The organism is Streptomyces sp. NPDC036764 (genome assembly GCF_055609385.1).
This window is the reverse complement of the sequence record NZ_JBVJPT010000016.1, coordinates 171847-188190: the sequence shown is the minus strand read 5'-3', so window position 1 is coordinate 188190 and position 16344 is coordinate 171847. Positions and strand designations below refer to the sequence as shown.

Annotated in this window: 14 protein-coding genes and 1 pseudogene; 9 read left to right on the top strand and 6 right to left on the bottom strand. The window is 71.1% G+C overall.

What is annotated here, in order from left to right; translation table 11 throughout:
- Nucleotides 1-75 precede the first annotated feature (75 nt).
- Complete coding sequence (locus ACZ69Q_RS39190) at nt 76-1026, bottom strand: hypothetical protein (protein WP_471052093.1); 951 nt, start codon at nt 1024-1026, stop codon at nt 76-78.
- Between the two features lie 304 nt (nt 1027-1330).
- Here ACZ69Q_RS39190 and ACZ69Q_RS39185 point away from each other — a divergent pair, with 304 nt between their 5' ends.
- From ACZ69Q_RS39185 to ACZ69Q_RS39170, 4 genes are all read left to right on the top strand, one after another.
- Nucleotides 1331-2224 (top strand): DMT family transporter, encoded by an 894-nt coding sequence (locus ACZ69Q_RS39185; protein ID WP_471051890.1) that lies wholly within the window; start codon nt 1331-1333, stop codon nt 2222-2224.
- Nucleotides 2225-2257: 33 nt separating this feature from the next.
- A complete protein-coding gene (locus ACZ69Q_RS39180) occupies nt 2258-2773 on the top strand; it encodes an NUDIX domain-containing protein (protein ID WP_471051887.1) in 516 nt (171 codons plus the stop codon).
- Nucleotides 2774-2836: 63 nt separating this feature from the next.
- Nucleotides 2837-3229: a YidH family protein gene (locus ACZ69Q_RS39175; protein WP_359097598.1), complete on the top strand. Its 393-nt coding sequence runs from the start codon at nt 2837-2839 to the stop codon at nt 3227-3229.
- A complete protein-coding gene (locus tag ACZ69Q_RS39170; protein WP_471051884.1) occupies nt 3226-3555 on the top strand; it encodes a DUF202 domain-containing protein in 330 nt (109 codons plus the stop codon). The genes ACZ69Q_RS39175 and ACZ69Q_RS39170 overlap by 4 nt, the downstream gene beginning before the upstream one ends.
- 49 nt (nt 3556-3604) lie before the next feature.
- Here ACZ69Q_RS39170 and ACZ69Q_RS39165 read toward each other — a convergent pair.
- Nucleotides 3605-4592: pseudogene (locus tag ACZ69Q_RS39165) on the bottom strand (NADP-dependent oxidoreductase).
- Between the two features lie 112 nt (nt 4593-4704).
- On the opposite strand from ACZ69Q_RS39165, the gene ACZ69Q_RS39160 reads away from it, so the two are divergent.
- From ACZ69Q_RS39160 to ACZ69Q_RS39150, 3 genes are all read left to right on the top strand, one after another.
- Nucleotides 4705-5001, top strand: coding sequence for a hypothetical protein (locus ACZ69Q_RS39160; protein ID WP_471051882.1), 297 nt, complete (start codon nt 4705-4707; stop codon nt 4999-5001).
- A 176-nt stretch (nt 5002-5177) separates the two neighbouring features.
- Nucleotides 5178-6212 carry a phosphotransferase family protein gene (locus tag ACZ69Q_RS39155; protein ID WP_471051880.1) on the top strand — a complete coding sequence of 345 codons (1035 nt, stop codon included), beginning with the start codon at nt 5178-5180 and terminating at the stop codon, nt 6210-6212.
- Nucleotides 6213-6218: 6 nt separating this feature from the next.
- On the top strand, nt 6219-7433 hold the full coding sequence (locus tag ACZ69Q_RS39150) for an acyl-CoA dehydrogenase (RefSeq protein WP_471051878.1): 1215 nt from the start codon (nt 6219-6221) through the stop codon (nt 7431-7433).
- A gap of 1 nt (nt 7434) precedes the next feature.
- Here ACZ69Q_RS39150 and ACZ69Q_RS39145 read toward each other — a convergent pair whose 3' ends face one another.
- From ACZ69Q_RS39145 to ACZ69Q_RS39135, 3 genes are read right to left on the bottom strand one after another with little or no spacing between them, the layout of a single operon-like run.
- The gene (locus ACZ69Q_RS39145) at nt 7435-8028 is read right to left on the bottom strand and encodes a TetR/AcrR family transcriptional regulator (RefSeq protein WP_471051876.1); all 594 of its coding nucleotides are present in this window, start codon (nt 8026-8028) and stop codon (nt 7435-7437) included.
- Between the two features lie 55 nt (nt 8029-8083).
- Nucleotides 8084-9748 (bottom strand): class I adenylate-forming enzyme family protein, encoded by a 1665-nt coding sequence (locus tag ACZ69Q_RS39140; protein ID WP_471051873.1) that lies wholly within the window; start codon nt 9746-9748, stop codon nt 8084-8086.
- The gene (locus tag ACZ69Q_RS39135; RefSeq protein ID WP_471051870.1) at nt 9745-10518 is read right to left on the bottom strand and encodes an SDR family oxidoreductase; all 774 of its coding nucleotides are present in this window, start codon (nt 10516-10518) and stop codon (nt 9745-9747) included. The genes ACZ69Q_RS39140 and ACZ69Q_RS39135 overlap by 4 nt, the downstream gene beginning before the upstream one ends.
- Before the next feature lie 188 nt (nt 10519-10706).
- On the opposite strand from ACZ69Q_RS39135, the gene ACZ69Q_RS39130 reads away from it, so the two are divergent.
- Nucleotides 10707-11939 (top strand): exo-beta-N-acetylmuramidase NamZ family protein, encoded by a 1233-nt coding sequence (locus tag ACZ69Q_RS39130; protein ID WP_471051869.1) that lies wholly within the window; start codon nt 10707-10709, stop codon nt 11937-11939.
- A 97-nt stretch (nt 11940-12036) separates the two neighbouring features.
- Nucleotides 12037-13365 (top strand): serine-threonine protein kinase, encoded by a 1329-nt coding sequence (locus ACZ69Q_RS39125; RefSeq protein ID WP_471051867.1) that lies wholly within the window; start codon nt 12037-12039, stop codon nt 13363-13365.
- A 20-nt stretch (nt 13366-13385) separates the two neighbouring features.
- On the opposite strand, the gene ACZ69Q_RS39120 is transcribed toward ACZ69Q_RS39125, so the two are convergent.
- A complete protein-coding gene (locus ACZ69Q_RS39120; RefSeq protein WP_471051866.1) occupies nt 13386-16184 on the bottom strand; it encodes a penicillin acylase family protein in 2799 nt (932 codons plus the stop codon).
- Nucleotides 16185-16344 lie beyond the last annotated feature (160 nt).

The window sequence follows — 16344 nt, the reverse complement described above, 5'->3', positions numbered from 1 at the left end:
TGGTGTGCGGTCGGTGTCGGTGCGTGTTCGTCGGGGCGGTACGTCTTCGTCGGGGCGGTGCTTGAGCCGCCGGCCCTAGGCCGTGCCGAGCGCGGTGTCGCGGGCGGCGCGGAAGGCGGAGTACGGGTCGCGGTCGGGGTAGGACCACGGCGACGGGGTGGCGTGTTCGCCGATGCGGTGGAAGAGGGCGGCGGCCTCGGCGCCCCGGCCCTCGCACACCTTGGCGTGCGCGAGGAAGTTCAGGTCGATCAGCCGGCGCGGGTGGCCCTCCTGCTCCCACTCCAGCCACCAGTCGAAGGCGGCCCGCATGACCTGCCGGGCCCGGCGGCCCGTCCAGTGCCCGGAGGCGGGCGCGTCCCGGGGCTCATGGCCCGCCGCCGCGAGCACGCGGTAGCGCTCGGCGTGGGCGATGACCGGCAGGACGGCGAGCGGGGAGTCGGCGGGAGCCCGGTCCGCGGCCGCGTTGGCGAAGTCGTAGACCTCGTGCAGCGGGTCGGTGCCGGTGCCGGACTGGTGCTCGGCGAGCCGGGCCACCATCAGGTGGTGGGCGTGGTGGTGGTCGGCGTACCGGGCGCGGACCTCGGCGAACAGGCGGCGCACCTCCGGTTCGGCGCCCAGGGTCTTCTCCAGCATGAGCAGGCCGAGCCAGGGGGTCGGATCGGCGGGTGCGAGCGCGGCGGCGGCGTGGCAGGCCTCACGGGCGCGGACCGGCTTCTCCTTGCCGCGCAGGGCGCGGTGCACCTGGGCGAGGCCGAGCAGGACGGCGGCGTCCGCGGAGTCGGGCTCGGCGAGCAGCCAGTCGCGGGTCCAGGGGACGCAGTACTTCTCCTGGGCGAGGACGGTGACGCGGTGCCCTCTGCGGTCCCAGTCGTCGCCGGTTCGGGCGAGCAGCGAGCGGGCCGTCTGCCACCTGCCCTGAGCGAGGGCGGCGCGGGCGGCGGTGAGCTCGGCGTCGTCGAGGGCGGCGTCGTAGGCGTGGGCAGCGCGCTTTCGGCCGCGGCCCAGGGGAGGTGGGGGTGGGGACACCGGCTTGGGTCCTGTTGTGAGCAGATTGTGGACTGTCATCAAGCGATCACTCGCAGCAAACCCTCCGCCAAGGGTTCACGTCAAGGGCCGCTGACGCGTTACACGCGTCAACTAGTGTTACTGATGGGGCAGTTGTGGCTTTCAACCTGTCCGCAATGCCGGATTTATTCGTTGTGTGTGGCGTACGTCATGGCGCTGTCCGTTTGGGCACCGCACGATGGTGGAACGCGCACGCCGGGCCAGGGGCCGCTACAGTCGGCCCTTACGCACCCCGTCCAGCCCGGCAGGATTCGAGGTACGCAGCGTGTCGCTCCAGATCCTGATACTCGCAGTGACCGCCGCATGCTGTCTGGGATTCGGTTTCGTCCTCCAGCAGAACGCGGCTCAGAAGGCTCCGCTGAGCGACTTTCTCTCGCCCCGGATCCTGCTGGACCTGATGAAGGTGCCGCGCTGGCTCGGCGGCATCGGCCTGATGGTGGTCGGCATGGCCCTGGGCGCGATGGCGCTGGGCCAGGGCGAGATCTCCCTGGTGGAACCCCTGCTCGCGACGAACCTGCTGTTCGCGCTGATGCTCTCCCGCCGCCAGACCAAGCAACCCCTCGGACGCCAGGGCTGGACCGGCCTCGCGCTGCTCGCGGGCGGTGTCGCAGCGTTCATCGTGGCCGGCCAGCCGACCGGCGGCACAGCCACCAGCGACCCCATGCGCCACTGGCTGATCATCGGCCTCATGGTCGGCGTGGCCCTTCTGCTCACGGCGTACGCCAAGCGCTCCCGGCTCAGCTCGGGCCCCGCACTGCTGGCGACCGCGGCCGGTCTCCTGTACGGCGTGCAGGACGCCCTGACCCGGGTGACCGGGGAGCGGTTCGCCGAGGGCGGCATGGCGGAGGTCCTGACCGGCTGGCAGCCGTACGCCGTGGTGGCGCTCGGCCTGACCGGGCTGATCCTGGTCCAGAGCGCCTTCGAGACGGCCTCCCTGCGCATGTCCCTGCCCGCCCTGACCGCCGCCCAGCCGCTGGCCGGCATCCTCTGCGGCGTCGGCTTCCTCGGCGACCGGCTGCGCACCGACGCGGGCGCGCTGGCCTGGGAGGCGGCCGGACTCGCCGGGATCGTGGTCGGCATCATCATGCTCGGCACGCATTCGGCGATGCCGTCCGGAGTGATCCAGCCGAAGCGCACGCCGGCCCTTCAGACGCCCTGAACGCTTCCGGGCCACCCCTGCTTGGATGGCCCCATGAGCTCTGCTGACGAGATCCTCGACATCGTCGACGAACAGGACCGGGTCATCGGGCGTTCCCCGCGCGGCGAGGCCTACGCCAAGGGGCTGCGCCACCGCTGTGTCTTCATCGAGGCACGGGACGCCGAGGGCCGGCTCTTCGTGCACCGCCGCACCCCCACCAAGCTGGTCTTTCCCTCGCGGTACGACATGTTCGTCGGCGGGGTCGTGGGCGCCGGCGAGTCGTACGACGAGGCCGCCCTGCGCGAGGCCGAGGAGGAGCTCGGGGTGAGCGGGCTGCCCCGGCCGACGTACCTGTTCAAGTTCCTGTACGACGACGGCGCCGGGCAGACCTGGTGGTCGGCGGTGTACGAGGTGCGCTGCGTGCTGCCGGTGAGCCCTCAGGTGGAGGAGGTCGCCTGGTACGGCTTCCTGTCCGAGGCCGAGGTGGAGCGGCGCCTCGCGGACTGGGCGTGGGTGCCGGACGGGCTGGCGGCCTACGAGCGGCTCAAGGCCCTGCGTGCTGCCCGCTGAGCCGACCCCCGGCGGGCGGATCCGGCGGAGCCTCCCGCGGAGCGCCCGGATAGGGTCGGTCATGTGAGCGAGTTCGTGCGAAACGTCCGGCTGTGGTTCGCGCCGCAGGAGGTGCGCCAGGAGGGCGGCACCCCCGACTACCGGTTCTCGCTGGCGAACGAGCGCACCTTCCTGGCCTGGCTGCGCACCGCGCTCGCCCTCATCGGCGGCGGCTTCGCGGTCGACCAGTTCCTGCCGGACCTGCGCTGGGGCTGGCGGGTCGGCCTGGCGCTCGCGCTGCTGGCGGCCGGCGTGCTGTGCTCGCTGCGCGCGGTCAATCACTGGGTGCGCTGCGAGCGGGCGATGCGCCGGGGCGAGGACCTGCCGGTGTCGCGCTTCCCGGCGGTGCTGAGCCTCGTGGTCGCCGTCGTGGCCGTCGCGATGGTCTTCGTCGTGCTCGTCGGGTGGGAGGGGTGAGCGCCTCGGCGGCCGCGGAGCCGCTGCGGGACCCCGGACTCCAGCCCGAGCGGACCCGCCTCGCATGGCGTCGTACGACGCTGTCCGGCACCGTCGCCGCCGTGCTTGCGGTGAAGACCGCGCTGCACGGCGAGGTCACGGTGGCCGGGGGCCTCGTCTGCGCCCTGTGCTGCGGGCTGTGGCTGGGCTTCCTGGCCCTCGCGCACCGGCGCATCCGCGAACTCGCCTCGTCGCCGCGGCCCGCGGCACTGGCTCCCCGGCGCGCCACGGCGACCGTCCTGATCACGGTGGCTCTGGCCGTGTGCGGGGCGGCACTGCTGTTCTGAGGGCCCCGCGAGGCCCCGAAACGCCGGCGCGCCCTGACCGCACCGTCCGCTATTGCGCCTGCTCCGCCTCCTGCCACAACCCGTCCGGCGCCACCGCCTCCTCCGTGTCCCAGTCGACGGTGACCACGATCTTGCCCCGCGTGCGGCCCTCCTGGTTCAGCCGTTGGGCGTCCGCCGCGCGCTCCAGCGGGAACGTCTGCGAGACATGCACGCTCACCACGCCCTGCTCCGCGAGCTCGGACAGCCGCAGGAGGTCCTCGGAGTCGGGGCGCACGAAGTAGTACCGGCCGCCGTAGTCGACGACGTCCGGGTCGGCGATCGACACCAGGCGGCCCTCGGGGGCCAGCAGATTGGCGGACGCCTTCAGCGCGTCGCCGCCGACCGTGTCGAAGGCGGCGTTCACGCCTTCGGGGGCCAGCCCGCGTACGCGTTCCGTCAGGCCGTCGCCGTACTCCACGGGCTCGCCGCCGAGGCCGCGGACGAAGTCGTGGTTGTGCTCGCCGGCCGTGCCGATCACCCGGGCACCCAGATGGCGGGCGAGCTGGACGGCGATCGAGCCCACCCCGCCGGCCGCGGCGTGCACCAGGACGGTCTCGTCGCGCTTGACCTGGAGCACCCGGGTCAGGACCTGGTACGCCGTCAGTCCGACCAGGGGAAGTCCGGCCGCCGCCTCCCAGGTGAGGTTGCGGGGCTTGCGGGCGAGGGTGCGCACGGGAGCGGCGACGTACTCGGCGAAGGTGCCCCGGGACAGGAGGTCCTCGCGGACGTATCCGATGACCTCGTCGCCGACACCGAACTCCATGACGGACACACCCGGTTGGACCACCACGCCCGAGACGTCCCACCCCGGCACCACCGGGAAGACCGGTTCGAGCAGCCGGTCCATATAGCCCTCGCGGCACTTCCAGTCGACCGGGTTGACCGCCGCCGCCCGCACCTTGACCAGCACGGAGTCGGGCCCGACCCGCGGGTCGCGCACATCTCCGTAGGCCGAGCGTCTCGGGCCCGCCGTAGCGTGAGTAGGTGATCCCCTTCATGGCTTCGACCCTCCGGGGTGACCGGACGCCACGCAAGCCGAATCGCCTGATATGCGGCGTTCGCGTGGCAGCCTGTCCGACGTCATCCCCCGCTCCTTCGAAGGTGAGCACCATGACCACCCTCCACACGGAACACCGCTCGCACACCCACGCCCACGGCCCCGACTGCGGACACACCGCGGTGCCGCACGGCGACCACACCGACTACGCGCACGACGGCCACCTGCACCGGGAGCACGCCGGGCACTGGGACGAGTGCGAGACGGACGGGCACAAGGCACACGAGGGCCACGCCCATCAGCACGGCGCCGACTGCGGGCACGAGAGCGTGCTGCACGGCGACCACGTCGACTACCTCCACGACGGCCACCGGCACGCCGCGCACAACGGCCACTGGGACGACCACTGAGGTCGCAGACACCCCGCCGAGTCCAAAAAGCTCCCCATCGACAGCTCCCCGGCGCCCGGCGCGGGGAGCTGTCGGCCTATCGTGGCCCCGATCACGTTCGGCTCCCCCACTGGACTACATACCGACTGGTCGGCATCATGAGTCAGGTCCCGTTCACCTGCCTTTAGGAGCCACGTATGAGCCCCGACCATCCGCCCGGCCTCGACCTGGACCGGCTGCACGGCCTGCTCGAGCGCGAGCGGCCCGGTCTGGCGCACGGTCCGCTGACCGGCCGGCTGATCGAGGGTGGACGGTCCAATCTCACCTACGCGGTCTCCGACGGCACCTCGAAGTGGGTCGTACGACGCCCTCCGCTCGGCCATGTCCTCGCCACCGCGCACGACATGAAGCGCGAGCACCGGGTCATCAGCGCCCTGCACTCGACGGACGTACCGGTGCCGCGGCCGGTGCTGCTGTGCGAGGACGAGGAGGTGCTCGGGGCGCCGTTCTACGTCATGGAGTTCGTCGAGGGCACCCCGTACCGCACCGCCGACCAGCTCGCCCCGCTCGGCCCGGAGCGCACCCGGGGCGCGGTGCTGTCGCTGGTGGACACCCTCGTCGAGCTGCACGCGGTGGACCCGGCGTCGGTGGGTCTTGAGGACTTCGGCCGCCCCGAGGGCTTCCTGGACCGCCAGCTTCGCCGCTGGGGCAAGCAGCTCGACGCCTCCCGCAACCGCGAGCTGGCCGGCATCGACGAGCTGCACGCGACGCTCGGCAGGCAACTGCCCACCTCCCCCGCCCCGGCCGTGGTGCACGGCGACTACCGCCTCGACAACGTGCTGATCGGCGAGGACGACCGCATCAGGGCGATCCTCGACTGGGAGATGTCCACGCTCGGTGACCCGCTGACCGACCTGGGCCTGCTGGTGATGTACAGCATGCCGCTGGGCATGGCGCACTCCCCGGTCTCCACGACGGCCGAGGCGCCCGGACATCCCTCCCCCGCCGAACTGATCCAGCGCTACGCCGAACGCTCCGGGCGCGACGTCTCCGCGGTGTCCTGGTACACGGCGTTCGCCTGGTTCAAGCTCGCCGTGATCCTGGAGGGCATCCACTACCGCTACACGCTGGGCCAGACGGTCGGCCGCGGTTTCGACCGCATCGGCGACCTGGTCCCGGTCTTCATCGAGCACGGCCTGACCACTCTTCAAGATGGCATCCAGGAAGGCTGACGGGACATGGACTTCGCGTTCGACGCACGCACCGAGGAGCTGCGCGCCAGGCTGCTGGCCTTCATGGACGAGCACGTCTATCCGGCCGAGGCGGTCGCGGAGGAGCAGCGGGCCGCGCTGGCGTCCCCGTGGGACACGCCGGCCGTGGTGGAGGAGCTCAAGGCCGAGGCGCGCAGGCAGGGCCTGTGGAACCTCTTCCTGCCCGACGCCGAGTACGGCGCCGGTCTCACCAACCTCCAGTACGCCCCGCTCGCCGAGATCACAGGCCGTTCCCCGCAGTTGGCGCCGACCGCGCTGAACTGCGCGGCGCCGGACACCGGGAACATGGAGGTGCTGTCCCAGTTCGGCGACGAGCAGCAGCGCAAGCAGTGGCTGGAGCCGCTCCTAGCCGGTGAGATCCGCTCGGCCTTCGCGATGACCGAGCCGGACGTGGCCTCGTCCGACGCCACCAACATCACCACGCACATCGAGCGGGACGGCGACGAGTACGTCATCACGGGCCGCAAGTGGTACATCTCCGGGGCGATGAACCCGGACTGCAAGATCTTCATCGTGATGGGCAAGACGGACCCGGACGGCGAGGACATCCGCCGCCAGCAGTCCATGGTCCTGGTCCCCCGTGACACCCCGGGCGTCACGGTGAAGCGCGCGATGCAGGTCTTCGGCTACGAGGATCACTACCACGGCGGCCACGCCGAGGTGATCTTCGACCACGCGCGCGTGCCGGCGGCCAACCTCATCGGCGAGGAGGGCGGCGGCTTCGCCATCGCCCAGGCCCGGCTCGGCCCCGGCCGGATCCACCACTGCATGCGGCTGATCGGCATGGCCGAGCGGGCGATCGAGCTGATGTGCCGCCGGGCGGTGTCCCGCAACGCCTTCGGCAAGGCGCTCGCCCAGCAGGGCGTGGTGCACAACTGGATCGCCGACGCGCGCGTGACGGTCGAGCAGTTGCGGCTGCTGGTGCTGAAGACGGCCTGGCTGATGGACACCGTCGGCAACCGGGGCGCGCACACCGAGATCCAGGCCATCAAGATCGCCACCCCGCGCGCGGTCGTCGACATCATCGACCGCGCGATCCAGTTGCACGGCGCGGGCGGCGTCAGCCAGGACTTCCCGCTGGCCGAGCTGTACGCCGGGGCGCGGACGCTGATGATCGCCGACGGGCCGGACGAGGTGCACCAGCGGTCGCTGGCGCGGCGGGAGTTGAAGAAGTACCTGTGAGCTAGGGCCGAAGAGCCCTCAGCAGCAGGTCGGCCAGGTGGTCGGCGAGCTGCTGGGGGCTCATCGGGCCGTCGGGGTGGTACCAGGTCGACAGGTGGTGGACGGACCCGAAGTGGTAGTCGACCACCAGGTCGGCCGGGGTCGCCTTGGAGAAGACGCCCGCCTCCTGGCCCTCCTCGATGAGCGCACGGAAGCGTTCGTGGTAGCGCCGGCGCTCGGCGCGCACCTGCTTGTTCTTCTCCGGGCTCAGATGATGCATCGAGCGGAAGAAGATCATCGCGTCGTCGAGGTTGTCGATGGTCGTCACCACGACGTCCGCCGCCGCGGCCCGCAGCCGCTTCTCGACCGGCTCGTCGGCGTCCGCGAAGGAGTCGAGCCGCTCCTGCTGGACGCGCAGCACGCGCGCGTACACCTCGTGCAGGAGGTCGTCCTTGGAGCCGAAGTAGTGGTACAGCGCGCCCTTAGTGACGCCTGCCGCCTCGACGATCTCCTGCACCGAGGTGCGGTCGTAGCCCCGTTCCGCGAAGAGCCGGGTGGCGGCGGCGAGCAGCCGCTGGGGGACGGGCGTACCGTCTCCGTCCGTCGTCCTGGCCACTGTGCCGCCACCTGCCCTTCCGAGATGTTCCGCTTGCGGTGTTGCCGTCTGCTGTCTAGCCGTCGTTCGCGCGGGAACGAAGCTCCCGACGGAGGATCTTCCCACTCGCCGTCTTGGGCAAGTCGGGCAGGACCTCCACCTGCCGCGGGTATTTGTAAGCGGCCAGTCTCTCCCGGCAGTACGCGGCGAGTGCGTCGGGGTCCGCTTCGGCACCCGGACGGAGGCTGATGTACGCCTTGACGGTCTCTCCGCGGTACCCGTCGGGCACGCCGACGACGGCCGCCTCGCGCACCGCCGGGTGTGTGTAGAGCACGTCCTCGACCTCGCGCGGCCAGACCTTGAAGCCGGACGCGTTGATCATGTCCTTCTTGCGGTCGACGACGTACAGCCAGCCCTCGGCGTCCATGAAGCCGATGTCGCCGGTGCGCAGCTCGCCGTCGGGGAAGGTCTCGGCGGTGGCGTCGGGGCGCCGCCAGTAGCCGGGGACGACCTGCGGCCCCCGTACGACGATCTCGCCCTGCTCGCCGAACGGCACCTCCTCGCCCTGGTCGTCGACGATCCGTACGACCGTCTCGGGCCCCGGCACGCCCACGGCGAGCGTCCCGGAGGCCGGGTCGACCGGGGCCTCTAGGCCGGGCGGTACGGCGGCGCAGGGGGCGGTGCACTCGGTGAGGCCGTAGCCGTTGCGGATGTACGGCCCGAAGCCGGCCCGGAACTTCTCCACCAGCGCGGGCGGCAGCGGGGCGCCGCCGGAGGAGATGTTGACGAAGGACGCGAAGTGCTCGCGGCTGACGTCCGGGTGGGCGGCCAGTGCCATGAAGGCGGTCGAGGGGCCGACGGTGTAGTGCGGCCCGTGCTCGGCGAACGCGTCGAGCACGACACCGGCCTCGAAACGGTACGCCAGCACGAGCAGGCCCGCGCTGTTCAGGCAGGCGGCGAACTGGGCGACCATCCCGGTGATGTGGAACAGCGGCGCCATCGCGAAGTAGACGGGCGCCTCGGGCAGGGCGAGGCCGGTGCGCTGCCGCTCGGCGTTGTACATGATGTTGCCGTGCGTGTTGGTGGCGCCCTTGGGTGTGCCGCTGGTGCCCGAGGTGTAGCTGATCAGCGCGATGTCCGAGGGGCCGAGGTCGCGGCCGTCCGGCGGCTTGTGGCCGGCGCGGGCCACTGCCGCCAGGTCGTCGGCGTCGGCGGCCTGCGGGAGCCGTTCGAAGGTCAGCACGCGCGCGTCGTCGCGGGTCTGGAAGTCCCGCTCGCACCCGGTGAGCACGATCCGCACCGGCGAGTCGGCGGCCGTATCGCGCAGATACGACTCCCAGGCCCGGTCGGAGCAGATCAGCGCGGCCACGTCGCCGTCCCGCAGGACGTGGGTGACCTCCCCCGACTTGTACATCGGGTTGACGGGCACCACGACCGCCCCCGCCTTCCAGGCGCCGAGCACGGCGAGCACGAAGTGCGGGGAGTTCTGGAGCAGGACCGCCACCCGGTCGCCGCGCTCCAGACCGCGCGCGGCGAGGTGCCCGGCGACGGAGTCGCTGAGCTCGTCGACCTCGCGGTAGGTCAGGCGGCCGTCGAAGTAGGCGAGGAAGGGCCGGTCGGGTACCTCGGCGGCGACCCGGCGCAGGGCGTGCACGAGTGAGTCGTCGGGGGTTATCGGGGCACGCTGGGTGTCGCTCAGCAGCTCCAGCCAGGGCTTGACCGCGTAGCGGGAGTCCGTCACCGGGCCTCCTCCCACTTCCGCTGGAGGTGGTTCATGCCGGCCAGCCAGCGGTCGGGGTCACCGGCCCGCGCCTGGTAGAAACCGGCGACCTCGGGGTGCGGCAGGATCAGGAAGCGGTCCTCCTCCATCCCCTTGAACAGGGCGTCCGCCACGTCCTCCGGCGCGATGGCGGTGGGCTTGAGCACCAGGTCGCCCGCGCTCCCGGTGGCGTCCAGCATGTCGGTGCGCACACCCTGCGGGCAGATGGCGTGCACCTTGACGCCGCGGTGCCGGTACGTCAGGGACAGGTACTCGGCGAAGGCGTACGCCCCGTGCTTGGTGACGGCGTAGGGAGCGGCGCCGACCATGGTGAGCAGGCCGGCCGCGGAGACGGTGGAGACGAACCGGCCGCCGCCGCGCTCCAGCCACTCGGGAAGCAGGGCGTGCGCGGCCCGGACGTGTGCCATGACATTGACGTCCCAGGACACCGACCAGGACTTCTCGTCGCCGAGGTCGTCGAGGTCCGGCCCGCCGAAGGCGACACCGGCGTTGGCGCAGTAGACGTCGATGGCACCACCGAGCGCCTCACGCGCATCGTCGACGATCGCGGAGGCGTCGCCGGGGACCGCGATGCCGCCGATCTCACCGGCGACGGCCTCGGCCTTCCCGGCATCGAGGTCATTGACGACGACGCGGGCTCCCTCTGCGGCGAAGCGCCGGGCGAGCGCCGCACCGATGCCACCCCCAGCCCCGGTAACGACGACTCCGGCACCCTGAACGGCTTCCACCATCGGTCTCCTTCGACTGCGGCTCTCCTGCGACGGCCAGACTAACCGGTCGGTATGTGACTGGGAAGGGCGACTGCCACGCCTTCAGGGGCGCGGGGCGGTATCGATGTGCGGCTCCGCCGCGTGGGCGCGACAAGCCACGAACCACCGCCACCTTCCCCACAACCTGCGGGAGCAATACCGTGCCCCACATGCGCCTATCCAGACGAGCTCTTCTCGCAGCGACAACGGCAGCAGCATCACTCCCGTCCGCAGCGGCAGCGTCCTCGCGCCACACGCGACTGCACACCGGCTTCGAACGCCTCGCAGCCGACGGTTACTCGGTCCTCGAAGGCCAGAAGGTCGGAATCGTCACCAACCCCACAGGCGTGACCCGCGACGTCCGCCACATCGTGGATGTCATGCACGCCGACAAAAGGGTGAACCTAGGGGCCGTCTTCGGCCCCGAGCACGGCTTCCGCGGCACCGCCCAGGCAGGCGGCTCGGAGGGCCGTTACGACGACCCGGCGACCGGACTCCCGGTCTACGACACGTACCTCAAGAGCGGCCGGCCGCTGGCCGACATCTTCACCGCCTCCGGCGTCGACACGGTCGTCTTCGACATCCAGGACGCGGGCGCCCGCTTCTACACCTACATCTGGACGCTGTACGACTGCATGGAGGCGGCCCAGCTCGCCGGCAAGCGCTTCGTCGTACTGGACCGGCCGAACCCCGTCACCGGCCGCTCCGCACAGGGGCCGGTCCTGCACATGGAGTTCTCGACCTTCGTGGGCCGCAGGCCCGTCTCGCAGGCGCACGGCATGACGGTCGCCGAGCTGGCGCGGCTGTTCAACGGGGAGTTCCTCACCACCCCGGTCCCCCTGGAGACCGTACGGATGACCGGCTGGAAGCGGTCCGCGTTCTACGACGCCTGGGGTCTGCCCTGGGTGCCGCCGAGCCCGAACATGCCCACTCCGGACACCGCCCTGGTGTATTCGGGCACGTGTCTCTTCGAGGGCACGAACCTCTCGGAGGGGCGCGGCACGACCCGCCCCTTCGAACTGCTCGGCGCGGAGGGCATCGACCGGCGCTGGGCCGAGGCCGTCAATGAACTCGGCCTGCCCGGCGTGCACTTCAGGGAGGCGTACTTCGCGCCGACGTTCTCGAAGTTCCAGGGCAAGACCGTCGGCGGCGTTCAGATCCACGTCCACGACCGCGCCGCCTACGACCCCGTCCGCACCGGAATCGCCCTGCTGGTGACCGCCAGGAAGGTGTGGAGCGGGTTCGCCTGGCGCCCGGACAACTGGATCGACAAGCTCACCGGCAACAACCGGGTCCGCACACTGATCGACGCGGGCGCGAGCGCCGACGAGGTGGTGGCGGACTGGCAGCAGGAGCTGTCGGCGTTCCGGCGAACCCGCCGGGAGTACCTGCTGTACACATGAGCGGCGCCACGGATGGGCGACGACGTATGGCCATTCCCGCCCGCCGGCAGGACGATGCGCCCGTATCGCACTGTCACGGGGGACGAGGGGGCCTGTCATGGCGAAACCGGCGGTGAGCGTATCTCCCTACTGGGAGCTGACCTTCGACGCGGACGGGGACCCGGACGCCGGGCGGCGGGACCGGCTGCTGGCCGGGGTGGCGAGGCACGACGTCCGTGATCTGATCGTCTTCGCACACGGCTGGAACAACGACCGCTCCGGCGCGACCCGGCTCTACGACGGCTTCTTCGCGCCGATCCCGGGGCTGGCGCCGGAGGCGAGGATCGGGTACGTGGGCGTCTGCTGGCCCTCGATGCGGTTCTCCGACGAGCCGATCCCGGACTTCCCGCGGGCGGTGGCGGCCGAGATGCCACGCCGGCCGGCGCTCGACAAGGACACGCGGCACGCACTGCTGGAGACGTTCCCGGGGCGGGCGACCGTGATCGACCAGATCGCCCGGCTGCTGGACCAGCAGCCGCGCGAGGAGGCCGAGCTGGAGGAGTTCGGACGGCTGGTGCGGCTGCTCGTGGACGTCGTGCCGCCGGGGCCGCAGGCGCTGTTCGCGGCCGACACGCTGTGCGAGGGGGTGCCGCAGGACTCGCCGGAACTCTTCGCCGGCTCCACGGCGGCCGTGTGCGAGGACTTCGCGCAGGCGCTGACGCATCTCGAATCGCCCGACGGCACACCGGACGGGGCGGCGTCCTTCTCGTTGCCGAACCCGTGGGAGGGCGCCCACGAGCTGCTGCGGCAGGCGACGTACTACGCGATGAAACGGCGCGCAGGCACCGTCGGTGAGCGCGGGCTCGGCCGGGTCGTAGGGCAGTTGGCCGCACGCTCGCCCGAGGTGCGGGTGCATCTCGTCGGGCACAGCTTCGGGGCGCGGCTGGTGTCGTTCGCGCTGCGCGGACTGCCGAAGGGCGTGCGCACGGTGAAGTCCGTGACGCTGCTCCAAGGCGCCTTCTCGCACTACGCGTTCGCGTCCCGGCTGCCGCACGACGCCCGGGCGGGCGGGGTGCTGGAGGGCCAGCACAACCGGATCGACGGACCGCTGGTGTGCTGCCACTCACGGCACGACTCGGCCCTGTCCACGATGTACCCGCTGGCCTCCCGCATGGCCGGGGACGCACGCGGGATCGCGGCGCCGGACATCGGCCGGATGCTGGGTGCCAAGTGGGGTGCGATGGGGCACGACGGGATCCAGGCGGTGCCGGGGACGAAGTCCTACGAGCTTGCCGACGCGCTGCGGGCGAAGCTCCCGGCGTCGGGGTGCGTGAACGTCGACGCGGCGGCGGTGGTCAAGCGGGGCGGGCCGCCCGCCGGAGCGCACAGCGACATCGTGCACCGGGAGCTGGCGCGGATGGTGCTGGCGGCGGGGCGCATCCGCTGACCGCCGCCAGTCACTCGCCGTCACCTGTGTGAGGTGAACTCCACGACCTGCTGGTACGTCGGCCGGTTCTGCCAGCCGATCTTGCCGTGCTTGATGCCGCCCAGGGTGCGCTGGACGATCGAGTCGGCGCACCACTGGTCGCCCGCCGAGCACTGGTCGTCGCCGGGGTACACCTGGGCCGCGGTCCTGCCCGCGGCCTCCTTCAGGGTGCTGATGAGCATGTCCCGGCAGGCACCGAGGCTGCCGCCGCCGCAGTACTTCCGGTCGAGCGGGCCCTGCACGGACTCACCGAGCACGGCCCGGACGTCCTTGTCGACGTAGCTCCACCAGCCGTACTGGAAGGAGCTTCCGGCGTGCGCGCCGGTCGGGCCGTGCGCGGCCGACGGGGACTCGTCGATGGGCAGAGCGGCGGTCATCGCGGCGTACAGCTCACTGCCGAGACCCGGTTCGAACTCGGCCTTCACCAGCAGCGGCCACCACGCGTCCAGGATGCGGACCGCGTCGGCGTCGGCGTACTTCTTCGAGCCCGCGGCGGTCTCGGTACGCTTGCCGCCCGCCGACAGCCACGCCTTGAGCTTGCTCACGGCCGCCGCCGCCGTGGTGTCGGTCACCGGGGAGCTGTTGACGACCTTGAGCAGATCCGGCAGGACGTCCTCGGCCCGCAGGTCGGCCAGGGCCGCGTCGGCCATCGCCTTCACCAGCGAGGCGCGGGTCACGCCGCCCGCGTCGACCAACTTGCGCACCCGGCTCTCCAGCAGATTGCCGCGGTGCACGGAGCCGTCGCCCCAGGGCGCGGTCGTGTAGTCCTTGGCCTGCTTGTTGTTCCAGGAGATGTAGTAGTCCTGGTCGATGGAGTTGGGGTGGGCCGAGGGCGGTGTGTAGTCCGCGGTGTTCTTCGCGGGGTTCCAGCCGCGCCACTCGTACGCCGGCCGCGCCCACACCGGGAACTCAGCGTCGACGCCGCTCGCCCGGACCGGGTTGTCGCCGCTGTTGTAGTAGGCGGTGTGCTCGGAGTCGGCGTAGAACCAGTTGAAGGTGTAGTTGATGTGCTGCGCCGCCTTCTGGAAGTCCTCGGGGCCCTTGACGTAGTCGGGGTCGTTCAGCATCTGGAAGCCGATGATGGAGTCGGCCTCGTGCATGTAGGAGGAGCGCAGGGTGGTGTAGGCGACCTTCTTGCCGCCGACGGTCGCGCGGTGGGTGACGGGACCGTACTCGGTGCGCCAGACCCGCATCGTGTACGAGCCCGCGGGGGTGCTGTCGGCGGTCGTGGGCTTCCAGGCGTTCTTCTGCTCGATCTTCTCCATCGCCGTGCAGGTGCCGCGGTACAGGTAGTGGTAGTCGTCCTGGCACAGCTCGACGGCGTAGGTGTCGATGATGTCCTGGCCGGAGGTCGTGGCGCTCCAGGAGTAGTCCTGGCCGCGGCCGAGCTCGACGTACATGCTCAGGCCGGCGAAGGAGGCGCCGCGGGCGCTGATGCCGGGCCCCTGGATCTCCTGGAGGAGCAGTAGCTGGGGTGCGAAGTAGCCGGTCTGCGGTCCGAAGACGGCGACCGGGTGGCCGCCGGCGGTATGCTCGCCGCCGACCACGAGAGCGTTCGACATGCCCCGCCTGGCCGAGGTCATCGCGGTGGCGGCGGCCGTGGCCGAGGCGCCGGACGCCGCCGCGCCGGACGCGCTGCCCGTACGGTCGTACACGAGCTGTTCCTCGCTCACCGAGCCGGCGTCGGGCAGGGCCTCGCCCTGCGGGTCGGCGGGCTTGGTGGCGTACGGGAAGCTCTTGTCGTGGACGGTGACGACCGCCTCGGGGTCGTTGCGCTCGCGGAAGGACTCCCAGACCTCGGTGCCCTCGGCCACGCCGTACTTCTCCTGCGCGGCCAGCAGGGAGATCGCGTTGTTGACCTCGCCGCCGCCTCCGGAGCCGAACAGGGCGCCGATCACCGAGCCGAGCGCGACGAGGTCGGTCAGCTTGAAGTGCTCGATCGTGCCGGCGTTGGTGACGGAGTCCTTGTGGCCGGTCAGGACGTACTCGCCGGGGAAGTAGCGGCCGCTGTCGGAGGCGTCGATGTAGGAGTTGATGCCGTCGAGATAGGCCTTGGCGTCGGCGAGGGCGAGCTGACCGCGTTCGCCGTTGGAGGCGACGGCGTTGTCTATCTGCGCCTGCAGATCGGCCTCGGTGTACGGCGCGTTGCGCCAGAACTGCTGCTCAAGGCCCTGGTTGGAGGGCGCGCCGCCGGCGAAGGAGGTTAGCCCGCCGCGACCGACGTGGCGGAAGACGTCCATCAGCCACAGCCGGTCCTGGGCCGACGCATAGCCCGCGCCGAACTCCGTGCCGTATCTGGTGGTACCGGTGATGTGCGGCACACCCGTCTTCTTGTCCCGGACGATCGTCACGTCGCTGCGCCCTGCGGGTCGGACGGTGGAGGCGACTTGGTCGGACGGGACGCCGAACGAGGCGTCGTTGAAGAAGTTGTTGATCGTCGCGTTGGTGAGGCCGGAGTAGCCCTTGGCCAGGTTGGCGTACGGGCCGAGCTGGTCCTCCGCGTGTTCGGGCTGGGTGCCGAAAGCCTGGTTGAGCAGGATCTGGGCGAGAGTGGCGTTGCCGTTCTGGCCCGGCGGCAGGATGTCGGAGCACTGGTTCCCGCAGTGGTCGTTCGCGGCCGTGATCTCGGCCGCCGCGGCGGGTGACGCGGTGGCCGCCGGGGAAAGAGGCGACAAAAGACCGGCAATCAGCGCGCATACGAATGCGGCCTTCAGGAACCCGGGGGATCCGCCGGGAGTTCTCAGTCTGTCTGGCGCGGTACGTGGGGTACGCCGTGGCATGGCAGCTCCTACCGACGAGGGTGGGCCGAGAGTGTTACCGGCGGTATCCCCGGGATTGAAGATGAACATGCGTCACTTTTTGAGCCACCAGGGCTCGCTATGGAGGTCATCGGAAATCGGATGGAGCCGAATCGCTTGTCGATACGTCTATTCGGCAACG

Excerpts from the sequence above, each read along its gene's own strand:
- ACZ69Q_RS39180 (WP_471051887.1), top strand. The coding sequence starts at position 2,258 with ATGAGCTCTGCTGACGAGATCCTCGACATCGTCGACGAACAGGACCGG.
- ACZ69Q_RS39160 (WP_471051882.1), top strand. The coding sequence starts at position 4,705 with ATGACCACCCTCCACACGGAACACCGCTCGCACACCCACGCCCACGGC.
- ACZ69Q_RS39155 (WP_471051880.1), top strand. The coding sequence starts at position 5,178 with ATGAGCCCCGACCATCCGCCCGGCCTCGACCTGGACCGGCTGCACGGC.
- ACZ69Q_RS39150 (WP_471051878.1), top strand. The coding sequence starts at position 6,219 with ATGGACTTCGCGTTCGACGCACGCACCGAGGAGCTGCGCGCCAGGCTG.
- ACZ69Q_RS39135 (WP_471051870.1), bottom strand. The coding sequence starts at position 10,518 with ATGGTGGAAGCCGTTCAGGGTGCCGGAGTCGTCGTTACCGGGGCTGGG.
- ACZ69Q_RS39130 (WP_471051869.1), top strand. The coding sequence starts at position 10,707 with ATGCGCCTATCCAGACGAGCTCTTCTCGCAGCGACAACGGCAGCAGCA.
- ACZ69Q_RS39125 (WP_471051867.1), top strand. The coding sequence starts at position 12,037 with ATGGCGAAACCGGCGGTGAGCGTATCTCCCTACTGGGAGCTGACCTTC.
- ACZ69Q_RS39120 (WP_471051866.1), bottom strand. The coding sequence starts at position 16,184 with ATGCCACGGCGTACCCCACGTACCGCGCCAGACAGACTGAGAACTCCC.